We start from the raw sequence: 22197 nt of genomic DNA, 5'->3' as shown, positions 1-22197 counted from the left end.
CACCTCGACTCCCTCAACCCAGACGGCGATGTGCGCTGTAACGCGGCCCGGTGGCTGATCAACTGGTGGACGTCAAGGTGTGAACAGCGGAGATAGCCATCTGAGCAGGCAGTGAGAAGACACGCGTAACAGGTTTCCGTCGCCTGACGACTGGTGCAGTGATGTTCCTTCTAGGGGGAGCATGTGTTGGCTCGTTGGCTCGTTGGCTCGTTGGCTCGTTGGCTCGTTGGCTCGTTGGGGAGTAGGGGCGTGGCGACTCGTGGTGGCTGTTTACCTATCTCCGGATGTGCCCAGGTGGGTACCAGAGACTGAGGATGACCTGAAGGCCGCGATCGACGGTAGGCTCCTCGAGGAGAACCATTGGCTTGATCTGAAGCGCGAGATTGAGACTGGCCGGTCTGCCAATCGGGAGCTGGCACGTGATCTCAGCTCGTTCGCCGTCGATGGCGGCGTGCTACTCGTCGGTATCGAGGAAGTCGATGGGAAGCTGGCTTTGGCACCCCAGCCGCTGTCGGGCCTGCCCGAACGTGTTGAGCAAGTCGCGCGCTCGATCCCCGATCCACCGTTAGCAGTTGTCTCTCAGGCAATCCCATGTGCTGATGAGCCGACGACTGGGTACCTTGTCGTCACCGTCCCGCCCAGCGGGCAGTCGCCTCATATGGTTGACCATCGCTACCTGGGCCGCGGCGACAAGACCAAGATGAACCTCTCCGATGCGGAGGTTCGACGGCTGCACGAACGACGTCGGACGACCGAGGCAGACGTCCTTGAGTTGCTCGACGTCGAGATTGCACGGGATCCCATTCCGGCAGCGACGAGGAAGAATGCACACCTGTTCCTAGTGGCTGAGCCATTACCGGGAAGAGACGAGATGCTCCTTGACTTCGTCAGCGGGGATAATTGGCAGCAGCGCTTAATCGCGCTCCGCGACGAGGGTGTGAAGGCTGCGCGGACGTTAGGTGGGAAATACGGGTTCTCGCCAGATTTGGACTCTGCGTCCAGTCAGCAGCGACGTTCACACGGAGCGGCCCTAGCTACCTACGGGTTGCGCAGCGGTGCGGCAGTCGATGAGAAAGAGTTGCGCGAGCAACGAGCGATTGAACTGGAAGTTAGTGAAGATGGTCAGATCCGGATATTTTGTGGCCGGTTTTCTGATAGATACTACAGTGGTGGCGACGAGATCCACAGTCTGTTTGATTCCGCTGCGATTGTGTTACTCAGGCAACTGCTCGGTGTGGTGGCGTCCGTGGCGGATCGCGCCGGTTACCTGGGTGCATGGGGTTTGGGTATCGGCGCGACTGGGATAAAAGGACTGCAGTCATATGAGAGCAGGAAAGGGTTCTGGGACGGGCCGACTTATCAAGAGGACGTGTACAAGCGTGTGACTGTGGCAAACTTCGCAGATCTGATACAGGCGCCTGGGCGGATCACAAATGCGCTGCTCGGACGGCTACTGCGGGCGCTAGCAACTGATAGACGCTTTGGTGATGCTCTTCATGATCCGGAGCCAGCGCCTGCTCCGTGAACCGACGCAGCCGACGAGCGCCTCGATTGGACGACTTCGGCCATGCAGGTCGACCAGGTCGTTCTGGGCAGAGGTGTCATCGCCGCAGTGGTCGTCAGGTCCAACGTCGTCCACGAGTTGGTGCACTTCCACGAGCGGGGCTACGGCCCTCGTTTCGTCGAGTTGATGGATCACTACCTGCCTGACTGGCGCTCCCGTCGCGATGAGCTGAACGATGCACCGCGCGCCGCAGAGGAGTGGTCTGACTGAAGCGGACGGTACTGTCACCGTGAGTGCCAGGCAATTGAAGACATCAAGGCCATAGAGCACATGGGAGCGAGCCGTGCCAGTGTGGACTGCAGATACTGAGAACGCGGTCCGCCGAGCTCTCGGAGAGGTCACCTACGCCGAGCCGGGGCGTGAGCACCTTGGTCTTCCCTACATCACGGCATATCAGTTAGCGATCAAGGTCCGTCGAATCGACCCGTCGGTGGCGCCCGAACTCGAGGTGGGCGGGGAAGGGATTGGCCAGCGCCAGAGCCTCGCACAGTTCCTCGCTCGTGAGCTGTCGCAGCGGATCAAGCGAGACGAGACGTACTTCGTGGAGGGTGCGCAGCTCTCGAGCGCTGCCATGACGGTCATGACCTTCCGCCATCCCGACGGGCGCGTCATCTCTAACAGCCTGATCAGTGCTGGTTACGACACGTCAATGTTCCGGCTTCGCGAGAAGTAGAGACGCCGCTCGCTGATCGCCGAGACTCGCCAGATACCGAGCTTCGGCTGCCACAGCCGCGATGCTGCCCTGGATGTCGTCGGGACCAACGCCGAGGTTGACCGAGCTGACTGAGATGGTCGTATCGCTTCCTGGGATCTGGTGACGGCGCGGCGCGGTTTCGCCCTCGCCATAGATGAGTAAGCCGCCGCGCACCTTGCTGGCAGTGCAGTAGGCGTGCATCTGATACAGGTCGGCGTGGCGGTGTCCCGCGGAAGTGAGTCGCTTGTACTTGGCGTCGGCGACCAGCTGCAAGGCGCCACGACTGCGCCACAGGATGTCAGGCTCTAGTACGACTCGACGAGCGGCGTCGAGTCGCAGGCCGTCCCGAGGAGTGCACTTCGTAATCCCGCTTCCGGGACCAGCCAGTGCCCGACGAAGGTTTTGCCGCACGAACTGCTCGAACACGTCGTTGATGTTGATGACCAGCCCGCTCGTGCTCACGGAGCCGGCCTGGTGGCTGGTCGCGGCGTGGGTCAGGACGATGCGGGCCAGCTCGACGGCCATGCGGTAGTGACGGTTCAGCGGTGTCCAGTCGATGGTCGGCTGCTCAGACCACTGCCACCGCGGCAACGGCTCGATCTGCTCCGCGAAGGGTGCCAGCGCCTGCTGCACCACACGGCGGACATGCAGGGAGCTGGTGGTCCGCCGGAGTAGCTGACTGGCGGTGACGATGAGCTGGTTCTCTGGGATGTTCTCGGTGTACTCGCTATAAGCAACCTCAACGGGCACCAGTTGATGGAAGTGCCGCCGGAGCTGCTGGTTGACCAGCCACTGCCCACGCACCACTCGAAGGGCCGCTTCTCGTCGCCGGTACCCCTGGAGGACGCCGGAGCGGATGGCCTGCCGGACTGCGCGAGCAAAAAGCTGGGCAAAGGCGTCAACCAGCCGCGGCTGCGTGGCGGCTTCCACCGGGTCAGCGCGCCATGGCAGGTCGGCACTGTCGAGCAACAGGTAGAGCAGGTTCCAGATGCTGATCTTCGGCTCGACGTGTACTTGCAGGTCGCCAGCTCGCAGGTAGCCGACGTGATGTCCGGCCCTGAGCGTCCAGCGATCGGAGCCACCGTAGTCGGCCTGAAGCGACGGCAGGGCCGCCCGCAGCAGCTGGATCTGCTCGACGCTCAGGTCATCGACGATGACTGGTTCATATTCGCGGAGCTCAATCACCCGCGGCATCGGACGGCTCCGTCAAGTCGTCGTCTGGGTTATCTTCCGCCTCAGTTCCGGTCGTAGCTGTGCGCCCGGGCTGGAGGGATGACAGCTCAAACTGAGCCAGCTCGGTTGGCTCCATCACTTCGCTGAGGTATGGCAGCACGCTGTGCTTCCAAATGCGCGCGAGCCATGCCTCATCGAGGTCCTCGCGGAGGAAGTAGCTGGGGCCGATCAGGCGACCAAACGGCGCGAGCTGTCGGTTGGCCTCTGCGACCAGCTCGGCCACCCAGCTCATCTGCGGACACCGGGCCTTCAACCAGCGGGACAGCAGCTGGTCGACGGGGGCGCGGTCGGGTGAGAGTTCGACGAAGTAGAAGCGCCTGCGGAGTGCGGCGTCGATCAGGGCGACGGAGCGGTCGGCAGTGTTCATGGTGCCGATGACCCACAGATTGTCGGGCAGCTGGAACGGCTCGTCGGCGTACTGCAACCGCATCCGCTTGTTCCGGTACTCGAGGAGGAAGTACAGCTCGCCGAACAGGGTGGCGATGTTGCCGCGATTGATCTCGTCGATCACCAGGACGTGGGTGGCGTCGGGGTTCTGCCTGGCAGTCTCGGCAATGTCGAGCAACGGGCCGCTGCGTAGGACGAAGCCGCTGCCGTCCTTGTTCGGCCGGTGTCCCTGCACAAAGTCTTCGTAGGCATAGGACGGATGGAACTGCACCAGTTCTACGGTGCCGTCCTGGCCGGCGATGTGCTGAGCCAGCTTCTGGGCCAGGTAAGTCTTGCCGGTGCCGGGCGGGCCGTGGAGGATCAGTTGCTTCTTGTCAGCCCACAGAGCCTCTAGCTCCTGGACGAAGTCGGTGGGCAGGTGCAGTTCGTCGGCCAAGGTCGGCACCGGAGCGTCATTTTCGGTCAGTTTGTCGCCTCGCCAGCGCAGGAATTCTGCCCGCCTCGCCGGTGACCACGAGGCTGGCGGTTCGCCTTTGACCATCCGCCACAGCAGCGATTGGGCATCCAGCCGGTCACGTAGCTCGAGATTGCGGGCGGCCGCTTCCTCGACGAACGTGTCCAACCAGTCGAGCACCTGCGTGTAGACACGTGATGGTTCACTCGTGCCGTCCGGGAACACCGTGTCGGTCAGGTCGAATGCCTTCTGGTAAGCCGTCGCAGCGTAGGGTGGATAGGTCATCGGGTCCGTCGCCATCAGCAGCACGCTGACCAGGCTGAGGCCGGTGCCGGCCCGGTTCAGCACGGTCGGTGGAACCTGCTCGAAGAACCGGTCGATGCGAGTGGTCAGCTCGCTGTTCTCGTCCCACAGCTCCGCAAGCGCGTTGCGAGAATGGGCTGGCTGTTCTGCTGCCCAACGCATGAACGACTGCTGAGTTCGCCAGGCCACCAGGTTGTCAGTCTGGCCCAAGGCTTGCTGCAACTGCCTGAGCCACGTCTGAGCATCGAACTGGTTAGAGTTCGCGAGATAGTGCATCTGCTTGGCCGCGTCCAGCTTGTACTGACGCTCGTCTTCGTCGAGGTCTGGCACAGCCTGGGCGATGCGCTGAGCCCAGGTCGTCCACGTGCTCCAGACCTTGCCCCGGCCGCGCCAGGTGCCGACGATCTGCTCGTCGTAGAAGTCGAACTCCGGCCAGTACCGCTGGGTGAGCGCCTCGCGGATCTGTGACAGCTGCTCATCGACATCGTCGGTCGGCTCCAGAACCAGGTCTTGCCAAGTCTTCGTGATCAGCGCCTTGTGATCCCGTGACACGATGGCTTCGAATGTATCGGGGTGAAACATGTGCAACAGGGCGTTGCGTTGGGTGTAGGCCGACGTGGGCTCGACAGATCTCACCAGGCGTTTGAAGGCATCTGGCTCACCGAGCACATGTTGGCGGTCGTGGTCTCGTAGCCGTGTCAGCACCGCGCCGAAGTTGATCAAGCACCAAAGCTGAAGGTCACGCCGCATGAGGTAATGAGGACCTGGTCGCACGAAGCCGTGCTCGAAAGCCGTCTCAATCACGCCCGGCACGAAGATGTCTCGACTACCCAACGACAGGACCGTTTGCACAAGCTCGCGCTTCTTGCCCGTCGTGATGTTGAGCGGCACCAGGAGATGCAGCGCCATCAGCTCCGCCATCAGCTGCACCGCATCATCGCTCGCGTCGCGCAGTTGGTCTTCGAGCTTCTGCATGAAGGACCGCGTGCCCTGGTCGGGCTGCTGAACGAAACGTTCATCCAGCTCGGTGAAGACGGCAGGTACCCACACCGACTTGCTGTCATCGAACACTGACGAGCCGACTGTGATGGCACGGCGGTACAGGTCGACAGCCTCGTAGATCGCAGGATCGGCCTGTTGACGCCTCGTCACGACCACTGCGATGCCTCACATTCGTTGGTAACAATTCTTGTCGATCTGGCTACTGATAGTTACGTGAACCGTGCTGGGTCCAGGTGATCTATCGAATGCACGCGCCACACGTTTCACCTGGTGCCCTCGACCGATGGTGTCGAACTGGCGGTGTGCTGCACCACGAGTGGGGAGGCAGCCCAGATCTCGTCGTATGTCTGAAGCCGTGGGCGGACGTCGTGTTGTCCAGATCATGGTGGCCGTGCCGCGACGGGCTGTCACGCATCACCTCTGGTTGGCGACTGTCGGGGCATGACGATGGCTCCGAAGTGGCACACCGCCATGCAGATGACTGATGAGGAGCTGGTGCTTCTGTACGACCAGGTCGCCGAGCATGTGGCTGTTGGCTTGTCGTTCTATCGGGACGAGATCCTACGGCGAGCGATGGAGAGATCAGCTGCTGAGGTGCACGCCTTGGCGAAGTCGTCGAACCGGCTGGCGCTGTGGAACATGGTCGTCGCGACGATTGCCGTCGTCGTGTCACTGGTGGCTATTATCGCTGTTTGATCAAGCGCTCGACGCAGCGCAAGCCGCCGGACGTCTTGAGATCGATGTATGCGTCGTTCGTGGTCGAGGACGGCAGACCGGTCCGCACGTGACCATTTGTTCGCTGCCCGGCGTAGCGTTGTCGTTGCTGGCCACGATGAGTAGGGGCGTGGCTGGTGATCGTCGTTGGGTCCGTCTACTGTGCGGCTTGCTGCTCCTGGGAGCCGCCGCGGCGTCAAGGTTGTTGAGAGCCGATCAACGACCTACGCCCTCGCCGCCACCTATCGCCCCTGACCCTCTCGAACCGGCTGAGTCACCGAAGTCACCGACGCGCTCTGCATGGATCACGACCGTTCTCCTGCTCGCAGGTGTCTTGGCGCTGGGCGCGTCCATGCTGACCTCGAGCGACCTGATGGCATCGGGATGCTTCGGCCTGCTAGCGGTCGGTCTTTCCGCGGTCGGTTTGCGGGGCCCGTCCAGACGTAGCGGGTTGCTGGCAATGACGCTGTTCGTCCTTGTCGGAGGTGCCGCGTTGTTACTTCTCACGGACGCGTGGATGGGCGGACTCGGTGCTGTCGGATACCTGTTCGACTTGTTCGACATCGTCTCCTGGCTTCTGCGCATCACGATCGGCATCTCGGTGATAGCAGTCGGCGGTTGGCTCACCGCGACATGGTCGAGCAACCGCTGCATCGAGCCGGTTGCGTTGACGTTGGCTGCCGCCGTCCTCTGCGCCTCCTCGTTGACCGGGCTGAACCTAATCACCGCCTCCATGGTCTCGCCGCCGATCACGGGCAAAGCGGCTCTGTACGTTTCGGATCCCACCGTGCCGTTGCGCTGGCAGTCGGGGACCGACGCCAGATATGCCACCCTTGAGCGACAGGGAGCAGCGGGAACGACCTTCCTCTCGCACATCACTCCTTTGGAGGGCGCACCCTCTATTCGGTGGGCCATCGTGTTGACCGGCTCAGCTCGTTTGGACCCTTCGTTGTCCGATGTGCATCTCATAGACACGCCGAAACATCAGATTGTGACGGGAGCTTCAGGGGCGGAAGACGACGCAGTGAGTGGATTCTTCGGGAGAACCCAGAAGCCGTGGGTCGCTGCTTCCGCATCTCGAATCGTTGTCTCCTTGCCTCGCTTCTCCACACCGGAGCCCTCACGACTGGACGTCAAGCTCCATGCCGCCCTGACCGAAGTCCTCAAGAGTCCACCGCGACAACCCGCACATGTAGAGATCGAGTTCGATGGCGGTGGACTAGGTCCGATGCTCACGTTGACCAGCGCATCCCCACCGTCGGCAATCCTCGGGCGGCCACACTGGACAGCGACGAACGAGTTGAGGCCAGTCACCTATGCGATCTTCGACCAGTCGGCCGAAGACGCCTCCCGGAACGGCCTGTTCGTCGTGGCAATCCTGCTGGGGACCGCTGCGGCTAGCCTGGTCGGGGCCATGCAGACGATCATCCAACGTGGCCGAGAGAGCTAGGTCTGTCGGTGTAGAGGATGTAATCGGTGGGTCAGGGTTGGTTGGTTTCGTACTCGATGTTGATCGCCGGGAGGTTGGCAGCCAGGGGCGTGTTAGCCCTGAAGGCCTTCTGGCGGAACTGAGCCAGGGGAAGCGCAACGCCTGGTCTGCGCGTCGCGGACGTGGCAGGGTTGCTCGTGCGCACTCCTGCGCTTCGTGGAAACGTATCGATCAATCCCCTTACCCGTGTTAACTGCGATTGCATGTCGGCTGCAAATTATTTTGTCGTCCCAGTACAGGTCGGCGCGAGAGTCGGTGCTCACGCCATGCTGTTCGACAAAACGTCTTCCAAGGCCAATTCTTCCCGTCTTCGACAGTGAAACCATCCCGTCGTTCAAGACTTGCTTTGTGTTACTATTGTGTTCAATCTTAGTGAATGTGTAAGTGCTCATATATCTATATATAACGCGGCGCGCGCTTAATTGCAAGCATGTTCAGGGCGACAAGGATGGCCGTAGGTGCGCGCATTTGTCATTACCCAGGGGTCCCAGGTAGCTCGATAACTTACGCGGCCGTGCACGCAGCAAAGCGACGAGCCTGAAAGATCAGGACCTTGCTGTGTCACTTGTACCCGCCGCCCGAGCAATGCTCAATGACGGCGGGTACGTGAGCGAGCGGTCAGTACGTCAACCGCCGGCAGTCTTCCTTACTGGCCTTCAAGAGCCGTTCGATCAGGTCCTTGAGCCTGCCTTCCTCGATGTATCGGGCGAACGTGATGCTCTCGAAGGCGAGGCTGTTCGGCCTGCCGTCATCCCAGAACGTCTTGATCGCCAGCCACTCATCGCCACCATCAACCTGGTTGATGAAGCACAGGTTGCGGTAGTAGAACGCTGTGCCCAGTGACCAGTTGGTGTAGCCGAGGCGCTCCTCCAGCTCGTCGATGGACTGGCAGCCGGAGAAGCTGGCCATGGTGAACGGCGGATCGTCGGCGTGCCTGATCCACAAGTTCCCGCGGCCGATCTCGTACCACTGGTCGAGCATTGCATCATCCGGCTTCGGGATGATTCGAACCTCCTGAACCAAGGTCCAGCGGTCGGCCAGGTCGAGTACGTACTGGTAGGCCGCGAGCCAGTCGGTGAAGACCAGCTCGTTGCCGTACCAGTTGCTGGAGTCGCCAGTCTGCACCTGGGCGCGGTAGCGCTCGGTGCTGAACAGCAGTTCGACCAGGTCGGTCGGGGCGGAGGTGTCATCGCCACGGCGGTCGGCAGGCCCGACAACGAAGGCTGGTCCCACGATGACGTCACGGTTCCGGAAGGCGCTGTTGTGCGCCCACAGGAGTGCCGTGGCGCGATGGTTGAGGGGCAGCCCGTCGAGCTTGCCCTCGTCGTTGATGTACATGCCGGCTGGCGGTCGGACGAAGTGCACCAGTTCGAGGTGGCCACCGACGAGCTGCCGGTAGGCGTCGAGGTCGTGCTGGTTGAGTTGCTGCTGTCGGATCGGCTGATCCAGTTCAACTGGGATGACGATGGCAGTGATCACGTGCCGCTCGCTTCCAAGGGCCTTCTAGCTGATGCCTGGTTGGCGGCCCTGTATCCGAACCAGGCCGGTGGCCCCTGCAGAGGCGTGCGGTCTGGTTCAGATGGAGAGGTCACTTATTGTTTTGTGGCAAGCCAGCTAGTAACGAATCGCGCGCAAGCGACGACTTTAAGGCGGCGGCACGTTGAACACATGGACTAGGGCTAGGGTCTCTGGAAGGCGATAACTGTATGAGGCGCATACCCGCAATTATCGCGGCCGCAATGATCCTTCTAGTTGGCCTAATCGGTATCGCCATATCTATTATGGATCTATTCGGTGTCAACTATCGAGCGGTCTTCAACAAGTCTCCGGACGATGTTGCGCTGCTTATCCTCGCGCTGATCGCCACGAGCCTCGGTGTGGAGTATCTGGCAGTTAGGTGGCGACAAACTGAATCGTTGCGGCAAGTGGCACATAATCTGGAAAGTATCGAGCAGCGCCTTTCTCAATCATCGCCGGTAAGACGACTCGATGGCGCGTCGGCGATATACGCTGATGGCACGAGGCTTGTGAATTCGACCACGCGGCGGATACGTTCTGTTATTGTTGGTGAGCCCAATAAGGCTCCGATGTCGTTTAGTCAAACTGTTGCGCGACGACTCCGGGAACTGAATGAGGCGGGCGCTCCTGCACGGTTTGATGCCGTAATCGTCTTCAATAAAGACAACTTTGACATTGCGTCGCTGAAGCGAAACACGGCTGAAAAGCTAGATGCTTACGCGACTGCCGGCCTGAGCGAGTTGGTAACCCTCAAAGCTATCGGCCAAGAGACGCCACTCGGTTTTGACATCTTGATTATCGACCAGAAGCACGTGCACATCGCGTTTCCATCGATGCGAGGTGCTCATGGGCTCATGGCCGGCCTCGTATTCGAGGATCAGCCGGAGGTGGCTCAGGAGTTTGCCAACTGGTTTGATGAGCGGGTGTGGCCGAATGGAACCCTTGTTGTATAACAAGAATGAGTCGATATCAACTGCGGACTCTGTCGGGTACAAATATTGACTATCTCGTGCAACCATGGATAATGGGGGTAGTCGGCGGAAATCCTCACGTACTCGGAAGCCGTTGGTCATGTTCCGATTTGACGGCTAAACTGACGGCAGCGACACCCAATAGCCACAAGGACATACGTGCCTTAGCGTACAGTCGAACAGATTGAGCGCGCGTTGCAAACGAGCGCCTTCCATCTTCCAGGGCGCTTTGTAAACCGTGGGTCGTGGGTTCGAATCCCTCTGTCGGCTCCATACTTATCAGAGGTAATCTCAATTTAGACCATAGACTTGACGCTCGAATTTGACGGCTAAGTACGCGATCTTGACGGCAACGCTCCCCAGCGTCGCCGTCATTTTCGTTTGGCTGCAAGGCGCGGGCGAAGACTGACTCCACACGACGCAGTGACCGGCGTTGACCAGCAACATCGGCGTGCTGGTAGACCTCCTGAGTGGTCGAGACGTTGGAGTGGCCAAGGATGAGCTGGGCATCGCGAACTGGCACACCGAAGTTTTTCAGCATTGTCGCCGTGGCGTGACGGATGTCGTGCACGCGAGTGACGCGCACCTGGTGCTGCTGGCAGAGCCGCTTGAAGGACCGGGTCAGGTTCCGCGGTTCGATCGGTCGGCCGGTGCTGGTGGTGAACACGAGGTCATCCGGGCTGCAGTGACCGGCTGCGGTTGTCCGGTGGCGCGCCAGGACGCGTTGCACCACGTCGAGCAGGGGCAGGTCGCGTTGGCCAGACTCGGTCTTGACGGGCGCTTGACGAAGATTGCCGAGCACGCGTTGTAGCTGCTGGCGGACACGGATGACGCCAGCAGCCTCATCGACATCACCCCAGCGCAGGCCGAGGGCTTCGCCGACTCGCAGGCCATAGATGACCATGACCAGGAAAGCGGGGAACAGTGGGTCGGTGCGGGCGCCGGTCAAGAAGCGAGCCGCCTCGTCCGGAGTCCAAGGCTGAATCTTCGGCCGGTAGTAAGTGGGCAGCCTGACGAGCCGGGCGACGTTCCGGGTTAGCAGTTCTTCGCGCATGGCGCAGGTCAGGGCCGAGCTGAGGGTCTCGCGGATGATGTAGAGGTTGCGGACCGAGCTGCCAGCCTGGTGCTGAGCGTTCAGGTAGGTCTGCACGATCGGGACCGTCAGCTGTGTCAGCATCCGTGTGCCGAGGCCGGGCTTGAGATAGAGCCGGACGGTCACGGCATAGCGGGCGTAGGTGGCTGGTCGCAGGTTGGGGCGGACGACATGCTCAAGCCAGTAGTCGAGGTAGTCATCGAGTCGCCAGTTGCGCTCAGGAAACGGAACGCCTTGATCTGCCTGATGTTGGGCGTCCCGCAGCTTGCGCTGTACCTCGTTGCGAGTGCGTCCGTAGTAGCTGACCCGCTTCTTGATGCCGCCCGTCGTCAGGACATAAACTGCCCCTTCCCACCGCCCGTCCTTGCGACGGTAGATCGAGCCCTCGCCGTTGCTGCGACGGCGAGCCATTTAGGCAGTGGCCTCCAGGCGTCGCTCAATGAACGCCGTTATGGCAGCTTTGGGGACAAGTCGGCGTCGGCCAACCTGAATGGTCACCAGCTCGCGTCGGTTCACTAACTGGTAGAACGACCATCGGCTGATGCGCAGCTTCTGGCAAGCTTCGTCGACTGTCAACAGCTCGGAGTCATCCGGCTTGTTTGTCGACTCGACTGGTGGGATATTTGCTTGCTTCAAATGCATTCCTTCCTTTCTGTTATACCTCGATGAGGCATTTTTGTTAATAGTGGTTTGTGGTGGGCGGGAGCAGCGACTGCTGCTGCCCGCCCACCCTTCGAGGTGGATGGGGTGTTGCCCGACGTCAGCTCTCGCCGCTCGGCTTGCGGCTGCGCGCCGGTGCCGGCTTGCTCGGCGTTGGCACGTCCTCGCCACCGAACAGGCCCTGGATGGCGCCGCGGCGAGCGGCGGCTTCCTTCTCGATCTCATCGAGTGCCCGCTTCGCCCGTTCGGCGAAGTCGCTCTCGGCCCGCTTGGTTTGGACGTAAAGGTCGACAGCCCGCACGACGGCCTCGCCGAGCGAGTCGTCGTCGAGCTGTGCGACCAGTGAGAACTGGGCGTGCAAGGCATCCGGCAGCTTGACGCCGAGCGTCTTGACGCCGCCGTTTCGTGGCTCGGTCATAGGTGACCAGCTCCTTCCTCGGTGTGGTGTGACCGCCCATGTCCGCGCGGCGCGGACGGGAGATGAGCAGCCACAGGCCACCGAGGCGGTGGCGGGGGAGCGGAGATCAGCGGAGGAAGACGTAGAGCCGACCGTCGGCGCCGGTGATGAGGTCCCAGGAGCCGCTGGTGTCACGGACGACCTGGTCGTAGTCGATGCGCACGTACGGTCGCAGCGTCGGCTCGACGACGCGATCGAGGTGTTCCAGCCACTCCAGGTCGGCGGCGATCGACTCGGCCCAGTCGCGTTTGCTCTGGTAGCTGCCGATGTAGAAGTCGTTGAAGCGGCCGAGCAAGTCGGCGTCACCAATGCCGTGCAGCTCGACCCAGGCGGCGAAGGCATCTCCGTGTTCGGCGACGCCTTGACCGATCGTCGCGACGAGTTGGCTGTCGCTGCTGCCGAAGAGATCGATCCCGGCGAAGCCTTGGGCGTGAGTGACCGACCAGTCGATCGCACCGTCCTCGGGTTGGCGGCCAAACGCCTCGGCGATGGCCGCCTCGAGCTCGTCAGCGGCTTGGTTAACGTCAACCCACTGGCCAGTCGGCTCCTGGCTGTTGTCCGTCCGGTGGTCGATGACGTAGACGCGCGGTGCGGGCTTCGGCGGCCGTTCGGCGCGTTCGATCCCCAGGCTGGCAGCCGGATCCCCGGCGCTCGCCAGCTTGTAGCGCAGGTAGTACTCGAAGTCGGCCACCGTCAGGGCGTCGCGCCGGTTGAGGCCGGCGGCCTGGTAGCTGGCGATCGACGACGGCACCGCATTCACGAGTCGGCCGTTGCCGATGTCCTTGCGCAGGTCAGCGGCGAAGTCGGCCAGGGCGACGTCGCCACGCGGGTGGCTGCGCAGCGCCAGCAGCTCCGCCAGGTCGCGGCGGGTGTCGTCCAGGCTGGTGGCGCGGAAGTGCTCGCCCTCAGTTCTCGCCTCGTTCATGGCGTGGTCGAACTCGATAAGCACCTCGGCGTCGTCGGGGTTCAGGCCGAGTTCGACCAGCCGTTCGAGCGTCAACCGGTCGCGCTTCCGTTCTCGAGCCGCCTCGACCCGGGCGTGCTCGATGTGCGCCTGGGCCTCGGGGTCGTCGGTGCCGTAGCTGTTGACGGCTGGGGTATGTGTCCCTCCTTCTGGTTGATGTGTCTGTCGTTCCATAGCGCTATTTCCTCCTTTCGCTATGTCGTTACTGATGGTTGGTGTTGCGGCGTAGTGGTCGACCGCCAGTCGGCCAGCCGTTGGCGAGCCAGCTCGGCGTAGACGGGGTTCAGTTCGCAGCCGAGCCAGTCGCGGCCGTGTTGCTCGGCTGCCAGCGCAACCGTGCCCGCGCCCATGAACGGGTCGAGCACGATGCCGCGCCGGGCCAGAGCCCGGCAGCGGCAGTCGGCCTGCAGCGGTGCCCGCGGCAGGTGCCGCTCGTGAGCTGGCTGGGTTGGTCGTGTCCAGGGTCGACTGCAGTTGGCGCAGACCAGCTCAGGACAGGTAGCCAGCAGTGGTCGTCGTACCAGCTCCAACGGGAAGGTGGCGAAGTGGGCCCCGGTGTAGCGGCCGGTGCCGATGGCCCAGACGTCGCCGGGATTCTTGCCGAGTGGATGGCTGCTTAGGCCCGCTGCCTTCATCCCCGCCAGTCCGCGGTTGAGATTGACTCGTGGTGCCCGGCCCCTGCCGAGACTCGGTACGGCCGAGCGCGGTGGGTAGCTGGCCGGGCGTCGATCAAATGGCCGCGCCTGCGATCTGCTCGGACGTCGGATGGCGTCGAGGTCGAAGAAGTAGTGAGGCTGGCGAGTCAGGAAGTAGACGACCTCGTAGGTGGTGGTCAGGCGATCGCTGACTGACGAGGGCATGGCGTTCGGCTTGTGCCAGATGACCTGGTTGCGCAGTAGCCAGCCGCGGTTCAGCAACTGCAGCGCCACCCGCGACGGTCCGAGCAGCAGGCTCTTCTTCGGTGCGCCGTCCTGAGCTCGTCGAGCGAAGCTGTCGCCGAGGTTGAGCCACAGGCTGCCGGTCGGCGTCAGCACCCGCGCCAGCTGGTCGCACAGCTCGACGAGGGCACTGACCCAGTCGTCGACCGAGGCTTCGGCACCGAGCTGTTCGGCGTGGCCGTAGTCCCGGAGCGCCCAGTACGGGGGGCTGGTGATGATGCAGTCGACCGACGCATCCGGCAGCTCGGCCAGCCGCTCGCGGGCGTCGCCGACCAGGATCTGGCCGAGGGGCAAGCCACTCACGCCGTGTCTCCTGGTGCGGGCAACTGCACCAGTTGGTCAGCGGCTTCCTCGGTCAGGGCGATGGCGAAGAGCGGCTGGGCGTCGCTGGGAAGTCGCCCAACCACCCGGACGATGGCCTTCAGCCGGGCCAGATCATGCACCAGCCACCAGACCCGCGGGAAGACGCCGTGGTCGCGCTGCTCCTGGCCCGAGCGCCAGTAGCGCAGATACACCTGGCACTTCCGGTGGATGGTGGGCAGAGACTCCGTGCCGAGGTCGACCTCGATGAAGCTGGCTAGCTCGAAGTCGCCAGTGCCGACGCGCACCACCGCATCAGGCTTGAGGATCAACGTCTCACCACCAGGGCCACTAAACCGACGCCAGCAGGTTGGTTCGGCTTCGAAAGCGAGCAGTTCGGCATTCTTGTCCCGACACGCTTCGACAAGGCCGACGTAGAGTTCGGCGACTGCCAGCATGTGATCTTGGAAGTAGGGCTTGGTCTGCCAGAGCATGCGACGGCGAGGTGGCACCTCGGGCGCGGTCAGCACGGCTTGGCCGAGCCTGGTAAGGCAGAAGGTGCTCGTGGCTGATCCTGCGCGGTGTCCGCCTATGTCGCGAGGCAGTCGCACCACCAGACCTCGATCTGTCAGGCGGCGGAGTAGGGCACGGGTGCGGCGGCTGCGTGTTGCGGGTGAGCCGGTCGCGAGATGCAGGCGCTGGACATGATTCGTGGTGAGAAGTCGGAGCCGGTCGAGGGAGTTGAGCGCCGTTAAGTCGAGTTCGCTCATGGATCGCCTCAGGCGAGCGATGCGCGCGGCGGCGCCGATTGGGGCCGTCATGACGCCCTCCATGAGGGCGTAAGAGTCGGTTGTACCGAACCGCTGAATACAGATGGTGACGCGGCAATGAGCGTCAAACCATCGGTAGGACGAGAGGCTGGCCTATCGCTTGTAGGCCACGCGAGCCGCCTCATCGTCGGGTCCTCCGGCTGATGCCGATCGGCTCGTCGATTCTCGGGGCACCCCCTTGCCAGCGCATGGTCAGCTCGGCGTCCACCTCAGCACCGTCCAGGCCGTGGCGATGTGTGCTGTCGTGTCGGAGTTGTTCGGCGTCGCCACCTGCGCTGGTGAGTGGCAGGGTCTGCACGGCGAACGGTTGGCTGGGTACGCCATCAGTCAGCACCCGGACAGCGGCTTGGTATGTGCTGAGACGGTCCAGATCATCGGGCGCAAGGCCGCCACCTAGTGCTGCCGCGATAGCGGATGTATCCCGCGGCGCCGGACGAAACGCGAGACGTGAGCGGGCGTTGGCCAACACGGCAGCGCGCAGACTGGGGCTGAGCTGGCCGAGGTGCTGGTGAGCCAGCGTGAAGCCGACGCCGAGGCCCCGTGCCTGCGCGAGGACTTCACCGAAGTCGAGTGCACCGGTGTAGTCCTGCCACTCATCGACGACGACCATTGCCGGACGTCGCTGCCGTACCGGTACCGTGCCGCGTCGCTGGATGGCCTGCCAGAGCTGCGTGAGCAGGAGGCTGCCGAGCAGCTTGACCGCTTGCGGTCCAACGACCCCGCGGTTGAGATTGACCAGGACGATGCGCTGCTTCGTCAGTAGATCATCGGGATTGAAGCCAGGCTCGGCTTGGCCGAGGAACCGCCTGATGGCGCTGCGCGTGGTGAAGACCCGCAGCTTATTCATGACGGGTGCGATGACCTGACCACGTTCCGCTTCGCTGAGGCTGTCGAACCACGCCCAGAATGGGGCGAGCACCAGTGGGTCGCTGACCTCGGCCAACACCTTCCGCCGGTAGGCCGGATTCGTCAGTAACGTCGGGACGTCGGTCAAGGTGCCGCGAGGGAGCCGGGCAGCCGTGATCAAGGCGTGTAGCAGTACGTCACTGCTCCGTGGTCCGATGGCGGTACCGAACAACTCCTTGAACAGGTCCAAGAGCTCGTCAGCCCGGCGCTCGGCATCCTTACGAGCCCCCGCCAGCGGATTGAGCCCGACCACCGGTCCGTCGCCACCGGGCTCGATGAGCACAACATCCTCATGACGCGACTTCGGCAGTCGGGCGAGGATGTCGTCGACCAGGTCGCCTTTGGGCTCCACAACCAACACACTGCGGCCTGCTGCCGCGTCAGCCAGTACCAACTGCGCAAGTTTGGTGCTCTTCCCTGAACCGGTCGGGCCGACGATGTGGAGGTGATGGAGGCTGCTCTTGGTCGGGATGACGACCGCTTGACCGGCATCAGCCGGATGAAGGCTTGTTCCGAGAAGTCGGGCGCCAGCGGGCGGAGCATCACCATGGGCAAGCAGGGCCTTCGGAGCTCTCGCCATTGAGGGACCGACCTGCCCAGGAACAGCGACGCCGTCGATCGGCCAGCTGATGAGCGTGGCCAGTTCGGCGGCGTTAACGATGCCGGACCAGCGACGGCGCGTGCCGTTGACCGCAACAAGCTGATGGGCGCTCGCGGCCGATGGCCGACTGGCGCGGAGGTTTGCATGGGCACTCCCGGCTAGGCTGAGAGCTTGCTGCAGCTGGCGGACAATGCTGTTTGCAGCGCGCATCGACTTTGCAGTCGCGCCGAGCCCACCGTGGACGCCGAAGAGTGGTTCCTGGCTCTTACTGCCCCAAGCGCGACGAGCCGCAAGGTCTGGTTGATCGTGAGGTTTGAGTCCGAGCGCCTCGACGAGGCTGAACTCGTTCGGCTGAACTCGCCGCGGTGCACTCGGGCCGACGACCCATTGGACGACCGCTGACTGCCCAGCACACAAACCCTCTGCCACCTGCATCAAAGCGAGGACAACGCTGCTGGCCATATCGATGCGCATCGGCCAGGCGAGCCCGTGAACCGACAGCTTTGCAGCCGTGGTCAGGAGTGGTCGTACAGGCTGCCGTCTCGCGATCAGGTTGAGGCTGTTCATCTGGGCGGTCATCTGGTGAGGCAGGGTGAAGGCCAGCGTGGGATCCATCCCAACGACCCAGCGTGGAGTGCCAGCCGTCATCCATAGTTCAAACACGACGATGGGTGTGAGTCGCGCTAAGCCTTGACGAGGCCGGTGCTCGAGCGGACGCAAAACCGCCGTAACGTCGGGCAAGTGGCAGCCCTTCGGCGGGTAGATCTCGAACCAACTGAGACGCTCACCCATGACCGAACTTCCGACTACCGGCGGTCGCTGACGGCCCACCGACGTTGGATTCGTTTAACTCGATCTCGTGCTTGATCTCGTGATTGGTGCCACGATGTCCTGTGAGTGAGCAAGCGTCTACCTGACCAGGCAGGACAGGATCCGGCCCAGTCGTTTCTGAGTCTGTACCACTTAGATGGTTAATCGTATTTGTCACAGGTCCCCTCCTTTCATTGCGTTTGGTGTTATTTCCACCACGCACTTCAACGGAGAGATCGCACGACAAATACACAACGCGATGCAGTTGATGCTTGACACTTGGTCTGTGACGCGTTGTAATGGCATGTACCCCAGCGTTGAAACGCGGGTGTTTGATGTAGGTAGGCCAGCTGCTATTCGGAAGCTCATTGCTGGTCTGCCTGCTCTTTTTGTATATCGTCGCGCACTTTGGATTGCAAGCAATGGCGCTATAACTACAACGCGACCAGTACGACTTGACCCCTAGATGGGTGATACTCGCTGATCAGTGATTTCCTCCGATAGGTTGGTGGTTCACCTAACGGCGATAGCGTAGTGGAAAGTGAGCGTGTTGTGGTATATTGAAGATAGTAAATAGGAAATATTTTGAATGGCCCGGAAGGTTGCGATCAACTTATCGGATCGAGTGAAGAAGTCGCGAGCAAGTCAAGGGTTGCCACGCAAGATTACAGACAAGGCGACCATCGCGAAGCTCGCCAACAAAGTTATACTCTCCAGACGATCTCAACGTGATCAGGGTTGTATCGGTGTTCACGCCACATCGCGTTGCGGGGATGGCCAGGTTTCACGATAACGTGGTCGACAGCCAATTGGATGACTTGGCGTCGTAGCTCGATGCTCGCCGTTGCCATGAACTCTCGCAACGTCTGGCCTGCGGGTATTGTAGATACGGTGCGCGTCGCCTGTATTTTCGCCAATTCGTTGTCAGTCTCGTTGAGAACTTGTTGAGCTGCCTGCTTCGCGATGACTAGGTCGTCTCGGCTGAGAACGCCAGTGCCATAGTCCGTCAGCAGTTGCTGAATATGCAACTGTTGCTTAGCACGTCGTTCAATCAGCTCTTTGATGCGCTGCTTGTTTTCCGGAGGTGCCAGCGTGCTGGCTACCTCTGGTGTATCAAATGCCTCCAAGACTGCTTCGGTGACCCACTCATCAAGCGGTTCAGCTTTCCGAGCTAGCTTGGGCCCGGCGATCTTCTCGCCATATCCGTTCTGTGGAACGGTGATGTAGCGGCGTTCAAATGTGCCGTCGAGTAGTTTTCGGCGCCGACCATACATGGGTGCACCACTGTGGCCACTGCGCAGGATGCCACTGAGAAGATATTGACGACCCTGGATAGAGTCGCGCTTCCGGCGGTCACTGCTACGGATCTTGAAGGCGGTGGCCATCAGTTCGTAGTCTTCTTTGGAGATGATCGCTGGCCATATGGCCGGATACTCTTTACCTTTATGAACACGGGTGCCGGGGCCGGGAAATTTATCGAAGGCGACATCTCGCTTGCGCATCAGCCATGCTTTTAGGCCACCCATGCGCCATTTGCCACCGCTGCAATTAGTGATACCACGACTATTGAAGTCGCGCACTAGGTCAACTTCGCGCTCACCAGCGATGATACGGTTGGTGGCCTCACGTCGAACTGCTGCTTCTTCTTCGACAATGACTGTGCCAACGCGGCCGGGGTTCAGAAGTCGACCCTTATATGTATTGTCATCGGCGTCAACAAGCTGTTCGTACTTGGCGCCCTCGTATCCATACGGACGCTGGCCGCCATGAAAGGCGCCGGCCTCGGCCAACTTGTTCTTCTTGCGATGCTGGCGCGTGGAGGTCTGGTCGGACTCAAATTCGGCGTCACTAACTGCTTCGCGAAACCCTTTGCGACCTCGTGGTGTGTGTAGATCGTACTTCATGCCGTCTGTAGTAATAATATAGCGCAAAGGTGTCGTCTTAGATAGACGGATCAATTCCAACGCTTCTTCACTCTTGCGGCAGAGGCGCGGTATTTCGGTGACAATAATCTCGTCCTCTTTGTCGACGCTACGCATGATCGTAGCTATGAGATCGATGTAGCCGTCACGTGGCTTGCTGCCATACTCTGAAGCACTCTTATTATTGTCAGAGAAGTGCTGTTTGATGGACGTTCCGCTGTCAAGTGCGCAGTCGTCAATCTCATCCCGTTGGATCGTGACGTTAATTCTGCGCAAGCTTCGATCTTGAGAAAGACGTTCGTACCCATATCGGGCCATTTGTAAATCTCCGTTACAAGATCATTATATCTTGTTACGGTCACATAGACAATTCCGCGTTGAGGCCTGTGAGTTCGCGCCCGACCGACTGGAGGCCTTGCGTACGGCGATGGAGGAAGGCGAGATCCGCCTCGCCCGGCGCGATGGCGTGGTGCGTTACCCGGCGCGTTTTCAGCTCGTGCTGGCGACGAACCCGTGCCCGTGTGCGCCCGCCAGGGACATCGACTGCATCTGCTCGCCACATGCCAGACGCAGGTACCTCTCCCGGCTTTCCGGTCCGCTGCTCGATCGGGTCGACCTGCGCGTTCGCATGCGCCCGATCACGGCCCTGTCCCGATCGGACCTCACACGACCGGAGCCGACCTCGGTCGTCCGTGCTCGTGTCGAGGAGGCTCGGGCGCGCGCGGCGCAACGGTGGAAGAAGTACGGCTGGCTGACGAACGCCGAGGCCCCCGGACCGATCCTCCGGCGCGAGTTCGGACTGCCGAGGAAGGCCACGGCTCTGCTCGACCACGGCCTCAACGTCGGCGCGGTGACGGCACGTGGCGCCGATCGGTGCCTCCGGGTCTCGTGGACACTCGCCGATCTCGCCGGGGTGGACGGCCCCACTTCCGACCATGTTTCGGCGGCTCTGGAATTTCGCGATCGCAGAGCCGCCTAGCTCCACCTCGAAAGGAACAACCCGATGCGCATTCCGAACAACTGGCAGCCTCCGCGGCCCATCATCGCCACCACGACCACCGGCCTCTGCCCGCGCAGGTATTGGCGCTCCATGCACCCGTCCCTGCCCCCACCAGGCTCCCTCACCTGCCTCGTCCGAGGCCCCGACTGCTGCGCGACCTCCGCCACGGCAGACGTGCGGAGGGTGGCGTGACCGCCCCCGTGGGCGAGGAGATCGTCCTCGCGCGGGCCTACCTCATACGAGTCGCGGAGCCGCCCGCGTTCGCACTCCACGCGTTCGTCGACGTGGTCGGGCCGGTCGAAGCGGCGGACCTGGTCCGCCGCGGCGACGTCCCGGACGCCGTCCGGAGCGAGACCGAGGCTCGCCGGGACCTCGACCTCGCCTCCGACGACCTCCGCAACGCCGAGAAGGTCGGTGCGAGGCTCGTCGTGCCCGAGGATCCCGACTGGCCGGCCTGGCAACTCCTCTGCCTCGCACCGTCCACCGGCCGCGGCCCGCGCGGCACGGGCAGGCCGCTCGGCCTCTGGACACGTGGCTCGGTGCCGGTCGCGAACCTCTTCGACCGCGCGGTCTCGGTCGTGGGGGCGCGGTCGGCCACCGGGTACGGCGAGCACGTCGCCGCCGAGTTGGGCTTCGAGCTAGTCCAGGCCGGCATGACCGTCGTGTCCGGGGCCGCTTACGGGATCGACGGCGCCGCACACCGCGGCGCGCTCAGCGCGGGTGGCCCGACCGTCGCCGTGCTCGGGTGCGGGATCGATCTCGCGTACCCGGCGGGGCACAGCGGCCTCATCGAGGGGATCGCCGCGGCGGGGCTCGTCGTCAGCGAGTACCCACCCGGTACCACCCCGGCCCGTCACCGCTTCCTCGTCCGCAACCGGCTGATCGCGGCCCTGTCGTCCGCGACGGTGGTCGTCGAGGCCGGTGTCCGCAGCGGCGCGCGCAACACCGCGGCCACCGCGGCGTCGCTCGGCAAGGTCGTCATGGCAGTACCGGGACCGATCACGTCGGTGATGTCCGTCGGCTGTCACGACCTGCTGCGGACGGGTGGTGCCGTGGTCGCCGGGTCGATACCCGAGATAGTCGAGGCGGTGGGGCCGGTAGGCGCGAACCTCGACCCCTCACGCAAGGACCTCCGGCGCAGTACCGACGGGCTCGGCGAGGAGGCGCTCCGCGTCCACGACGCGCTCCGCCGGGAGGAGAGCATGGACGCCGAACAGGTCGCGGTGGAGGCCGGGCTGCCGCTCGACCGGGTCCGCACACTGCTGCCGGAACTGGAGATCACCGGCCACGTCACGCGCCTCGACGACGGCTGGCGGCAGCAGGAGGGAGGGGACCGGCATGGCTGACGTGCGTGGCGGTACTTGACCGGGCCGACGTGATGCCGCAG

The 22197-nt window shown here is 62.5% G+C and carries 18 protein-coding genes and 1 pseudogene; 8 read left to right on the top strand and 11 right to left on the bottom strand.

Annotated elements, in window-relative coordinates:
* The first annotated feature begins 259 nt into the window (after positions 1 to 259).
* The 3 genes from FHR82_RS33410 to FHR82_RS33400 all read left to right on the top strand — a co-directional run bounded on the left by FHR82_RS33410 (position 260) and on the right by FHR82_RS33400 (position 2237).
* Positions 260 to 1525, top strand: a complete 1266-nt coding sequence (locus tag FHR82_RS33410; RefSeq protein ID WP_184814577.1) for an AlbA family DNA-binding domain-containing protein — start codon at positions 260 to 262, stop codon at positions 1523 to 1525.
* Between the two features lie 42 nt (positions 1526 to 1567).
* Positions 1568 to 1774 (top strand): M48 metallopeptidase family protein, encoded by a 207-nt coding sequence (locus tag FHR82_RS33405; RefSeq protein ID WP_184814576.1) that lies wholly within the window; start codon positions 1568 to 1570, stop codon positions 1772 to 1774.
* Between the two features lie 73 nt (positions 1775 to 1847).
* Positions 1848 to 2237 carry a hypothetical protein gene (locus FHR82_RS33400; RefSeq protein WP_184814575.1) on the top strand — a complete coding sequence of 130 codons (390 nt, stop codon included), beginning with the start codon at positions 1848 to 1850 and terminating at the stop codon, positions 2235 to 2237.
* Here FHR82_RS33400 and FHR82_RS33395 read toward each other — a convergent pair.
* A complete protein-coding gene (locus FHR82_RS33395) occupies positions 2211 to 3452 on the bottom strand; it encodes an McrC family protein (RefSeq protein ID WP_184814574.1) in 1242 nt (413 codons plus the stop codon). The genes FHR82_RS33400 and FHR82_RS33395 overlap by 27 nt on opposite strands.
* Complete coding sequence (locus FHR82_RS47710; RefSeq protein WP_184814573.1) at positions 3436 to 5787, bottom strand: McrB family protein; 2352 nt, start codon at positions 5785 to 5787, stop codon at positions 3436 to 3438. Before FHR82_RS47710 ends, FHR82_RS33395 begins: the two co-directional genes overlap by 17 nt.
* A gap of 291 nt (positions 5788 to 6078) precedes the next feature.
* Here FHR82_RS47710 and FHR82_RS33385 point away from each other — a divergent pair, with 291 nt between their 5' ends.
* Positions 6079 to 6333, top strand: a complete 255-nt coding sequence (locus FHR82_RS33385) for a hypothetical protein (protein WP_184814572.1) — start codon at positions 6079 to 6081, stop codon at positions 6331 to 6333.
* Positions 6334 to 6811: 478 nt separating this feature from the next.
* Complete coding sequence (locus FHR82_RS33380) at positions 6812 to 7801, top strand: hypothetical protein (RefSeq protein WP_184814571.1); 990 nt, start codon at positions 6812 to 6814, stop codon at positions 7799 to 7801.
* Between the two features lie 657 nt (positions 7802 to 8458).
* On the opposite strand, the gene FHR82_RS33375 is transcribed toward FHR82_RS33380, so the two are convergent.
* A complete protein-coding gene (locus FHR82_RS33375) occupies positions 8459 to 9319 on the bottom strand; it encodes a DUF3846 domain-containing protein (protein WP_184814570.1) in 861 nt (286 codons plus the stop codon).
* A 227-nt stretch (positions 9320 to 9546) separates the two neighbouring features.
* On the opposite strand from FHR82_RS33375, the gene FHR82_RS33370 reads away from it, so the two are divergent.
* A complete protein-coding gene (locus FHR82_RS33370) occupies positions 9547 to 10311 on the top strand; it encodes a hypothetical protein (protein ID WP_184814569.1) in 765 nt (254 codons plus the stop codon).
* A 94-nt stretch (positions 10312 to 10405) separates the two neighbouring features.
* On the opposite strand, the gene FHR82_RS33365 is transcribed toward FHR82_RS33370, so the two are convergent.
* The 8 genes from FHR82_RS33365 to FHR82_RS33330 form a co-directional block, all read right to left on the bottom strand.
* Entirely contained in the window at positions 10406 to 11833 is a 1428-nt protein-coding gene (locus tag FHR82_RS33365) for a tyrosine-type recombinase/integrase (RefSeq protein ID WP_184814568.1), read from the bottom strand.
* On the bottom strand, positions 11834 to 12064 hold the full coding sequence (locus tag FHR82_RS48085; protein WP_184814567.1) for a helix-turn-helix domain-containing protein: 231 nt from the start codon (positions 12062 to 12064) through the stop codon (positions 11834 to 11836). It abuts the gene before it with no gap.
* Between the two features lie 118 nt (positions 12065 to 12182).
* Positions 12183 to 12500 (bottom strand): hypothetical protein, encoded by a 318-nt coding sequence (locus FHR82_RS33355; RefSeq protein ID WP_184814566.1) that lies wholly within the window; start codon positions 12498 to 12500, stop codon positions 12183 to 12185.
* Positions 12501 to 12606: 106 nt separating this feature from the next.
* Complete coding sequence (locus tag FHR82_RS33350) at positions 12607 to 13677, bottom strand: antirestriction protein ArdA (protein ID WP_184814565.1); 1071 nt, start codon at positions 13675 to 13677, stop codon at positions 12607 to 12609.
* Between the two features lie 20 nt (positions 13678 to 13697).
* Entirely contained in the window at positions 13698 to 14744 is a 1047-nt protein-coding gene (locus FHR82_RS33345) for a DNA-methyltransferase (protein WP_184814564.1), read from the bottom strand.
* Entirely contained in the window at positions 14741 to 15562 is an 822-nt protein-coding gene (locus FHR82_RS33340) for a replication-relaxation family protein (RefSeq protein ID WP_225944107.1), read from the bottom strand. The genes FHR82_RS33345 and FHR82_RS33340 overlap by 4 nt, the downstream gene beginning before the upstream one ends.
* A gap of 130 nt (positions 15563 to 15692) precedes the next feature.
* Entirely contained in the window at positions 15693 to 17693 is a 2001-nt protein-coding gene (locus tag FHR82_RS33335; protein WP_184814563.1) for a type IV secretory system conjugative DNA transfer family protein, read from the bottom strand.
* An 899-nt stretch (positions 17694 to 18592) separates the two neighbouring features.
* Positions 18593 to 20128 (bottom strand): recombinase family protein, encoded by a 1536-nt coding sequence (locus FHR82_RS33330; RefSeq protein WP_225944108.1) that lies wholly within the window; start codon positions 20126 to 20128, stop codon positions 18593 to 18595.
* Positions 20129 to 20165: 37 nt separating this feature from the next.
* Here FHR82_RS33330 and FHR82_RS33325 point away from each other — a divergent pair.
* A pseudogene (locus FHR82_RS33325) lies at positions 20166 to 20789 on the top strand (ATP-binding protein); the annotation flags it as partial.
* 209 nt (positions 20790 to 20998) lie between these two features.
* A complete protein-coding gene (gene dprA, locus FHR82_RS33320) occupies positions 20999 to 22156 on the top strand; it encodes a DNA-processing protein DprA (protein ID WP_311771391.1) in 1158 nt (385 codons plus the stop codon).
* Positions 22157 to 22197: the final 41 nt, after the last annotated feature.

Origin of the sequence: Actinophytocola algeriensis, assembly GCF_014203735.1 — a bacterium.
GTDB classification, from domain to species: Bacteria; Actinomycetota; Actinomycetes; order Mycobacteriales; family Pseudonocardiaceae; genus Actinophytocola; species Actinophytocola algeriensis.
Note: the sequence above shows the minus strand (reverse complement) of the source record. Positions and strands in the feature narration are given on the sequence as shown.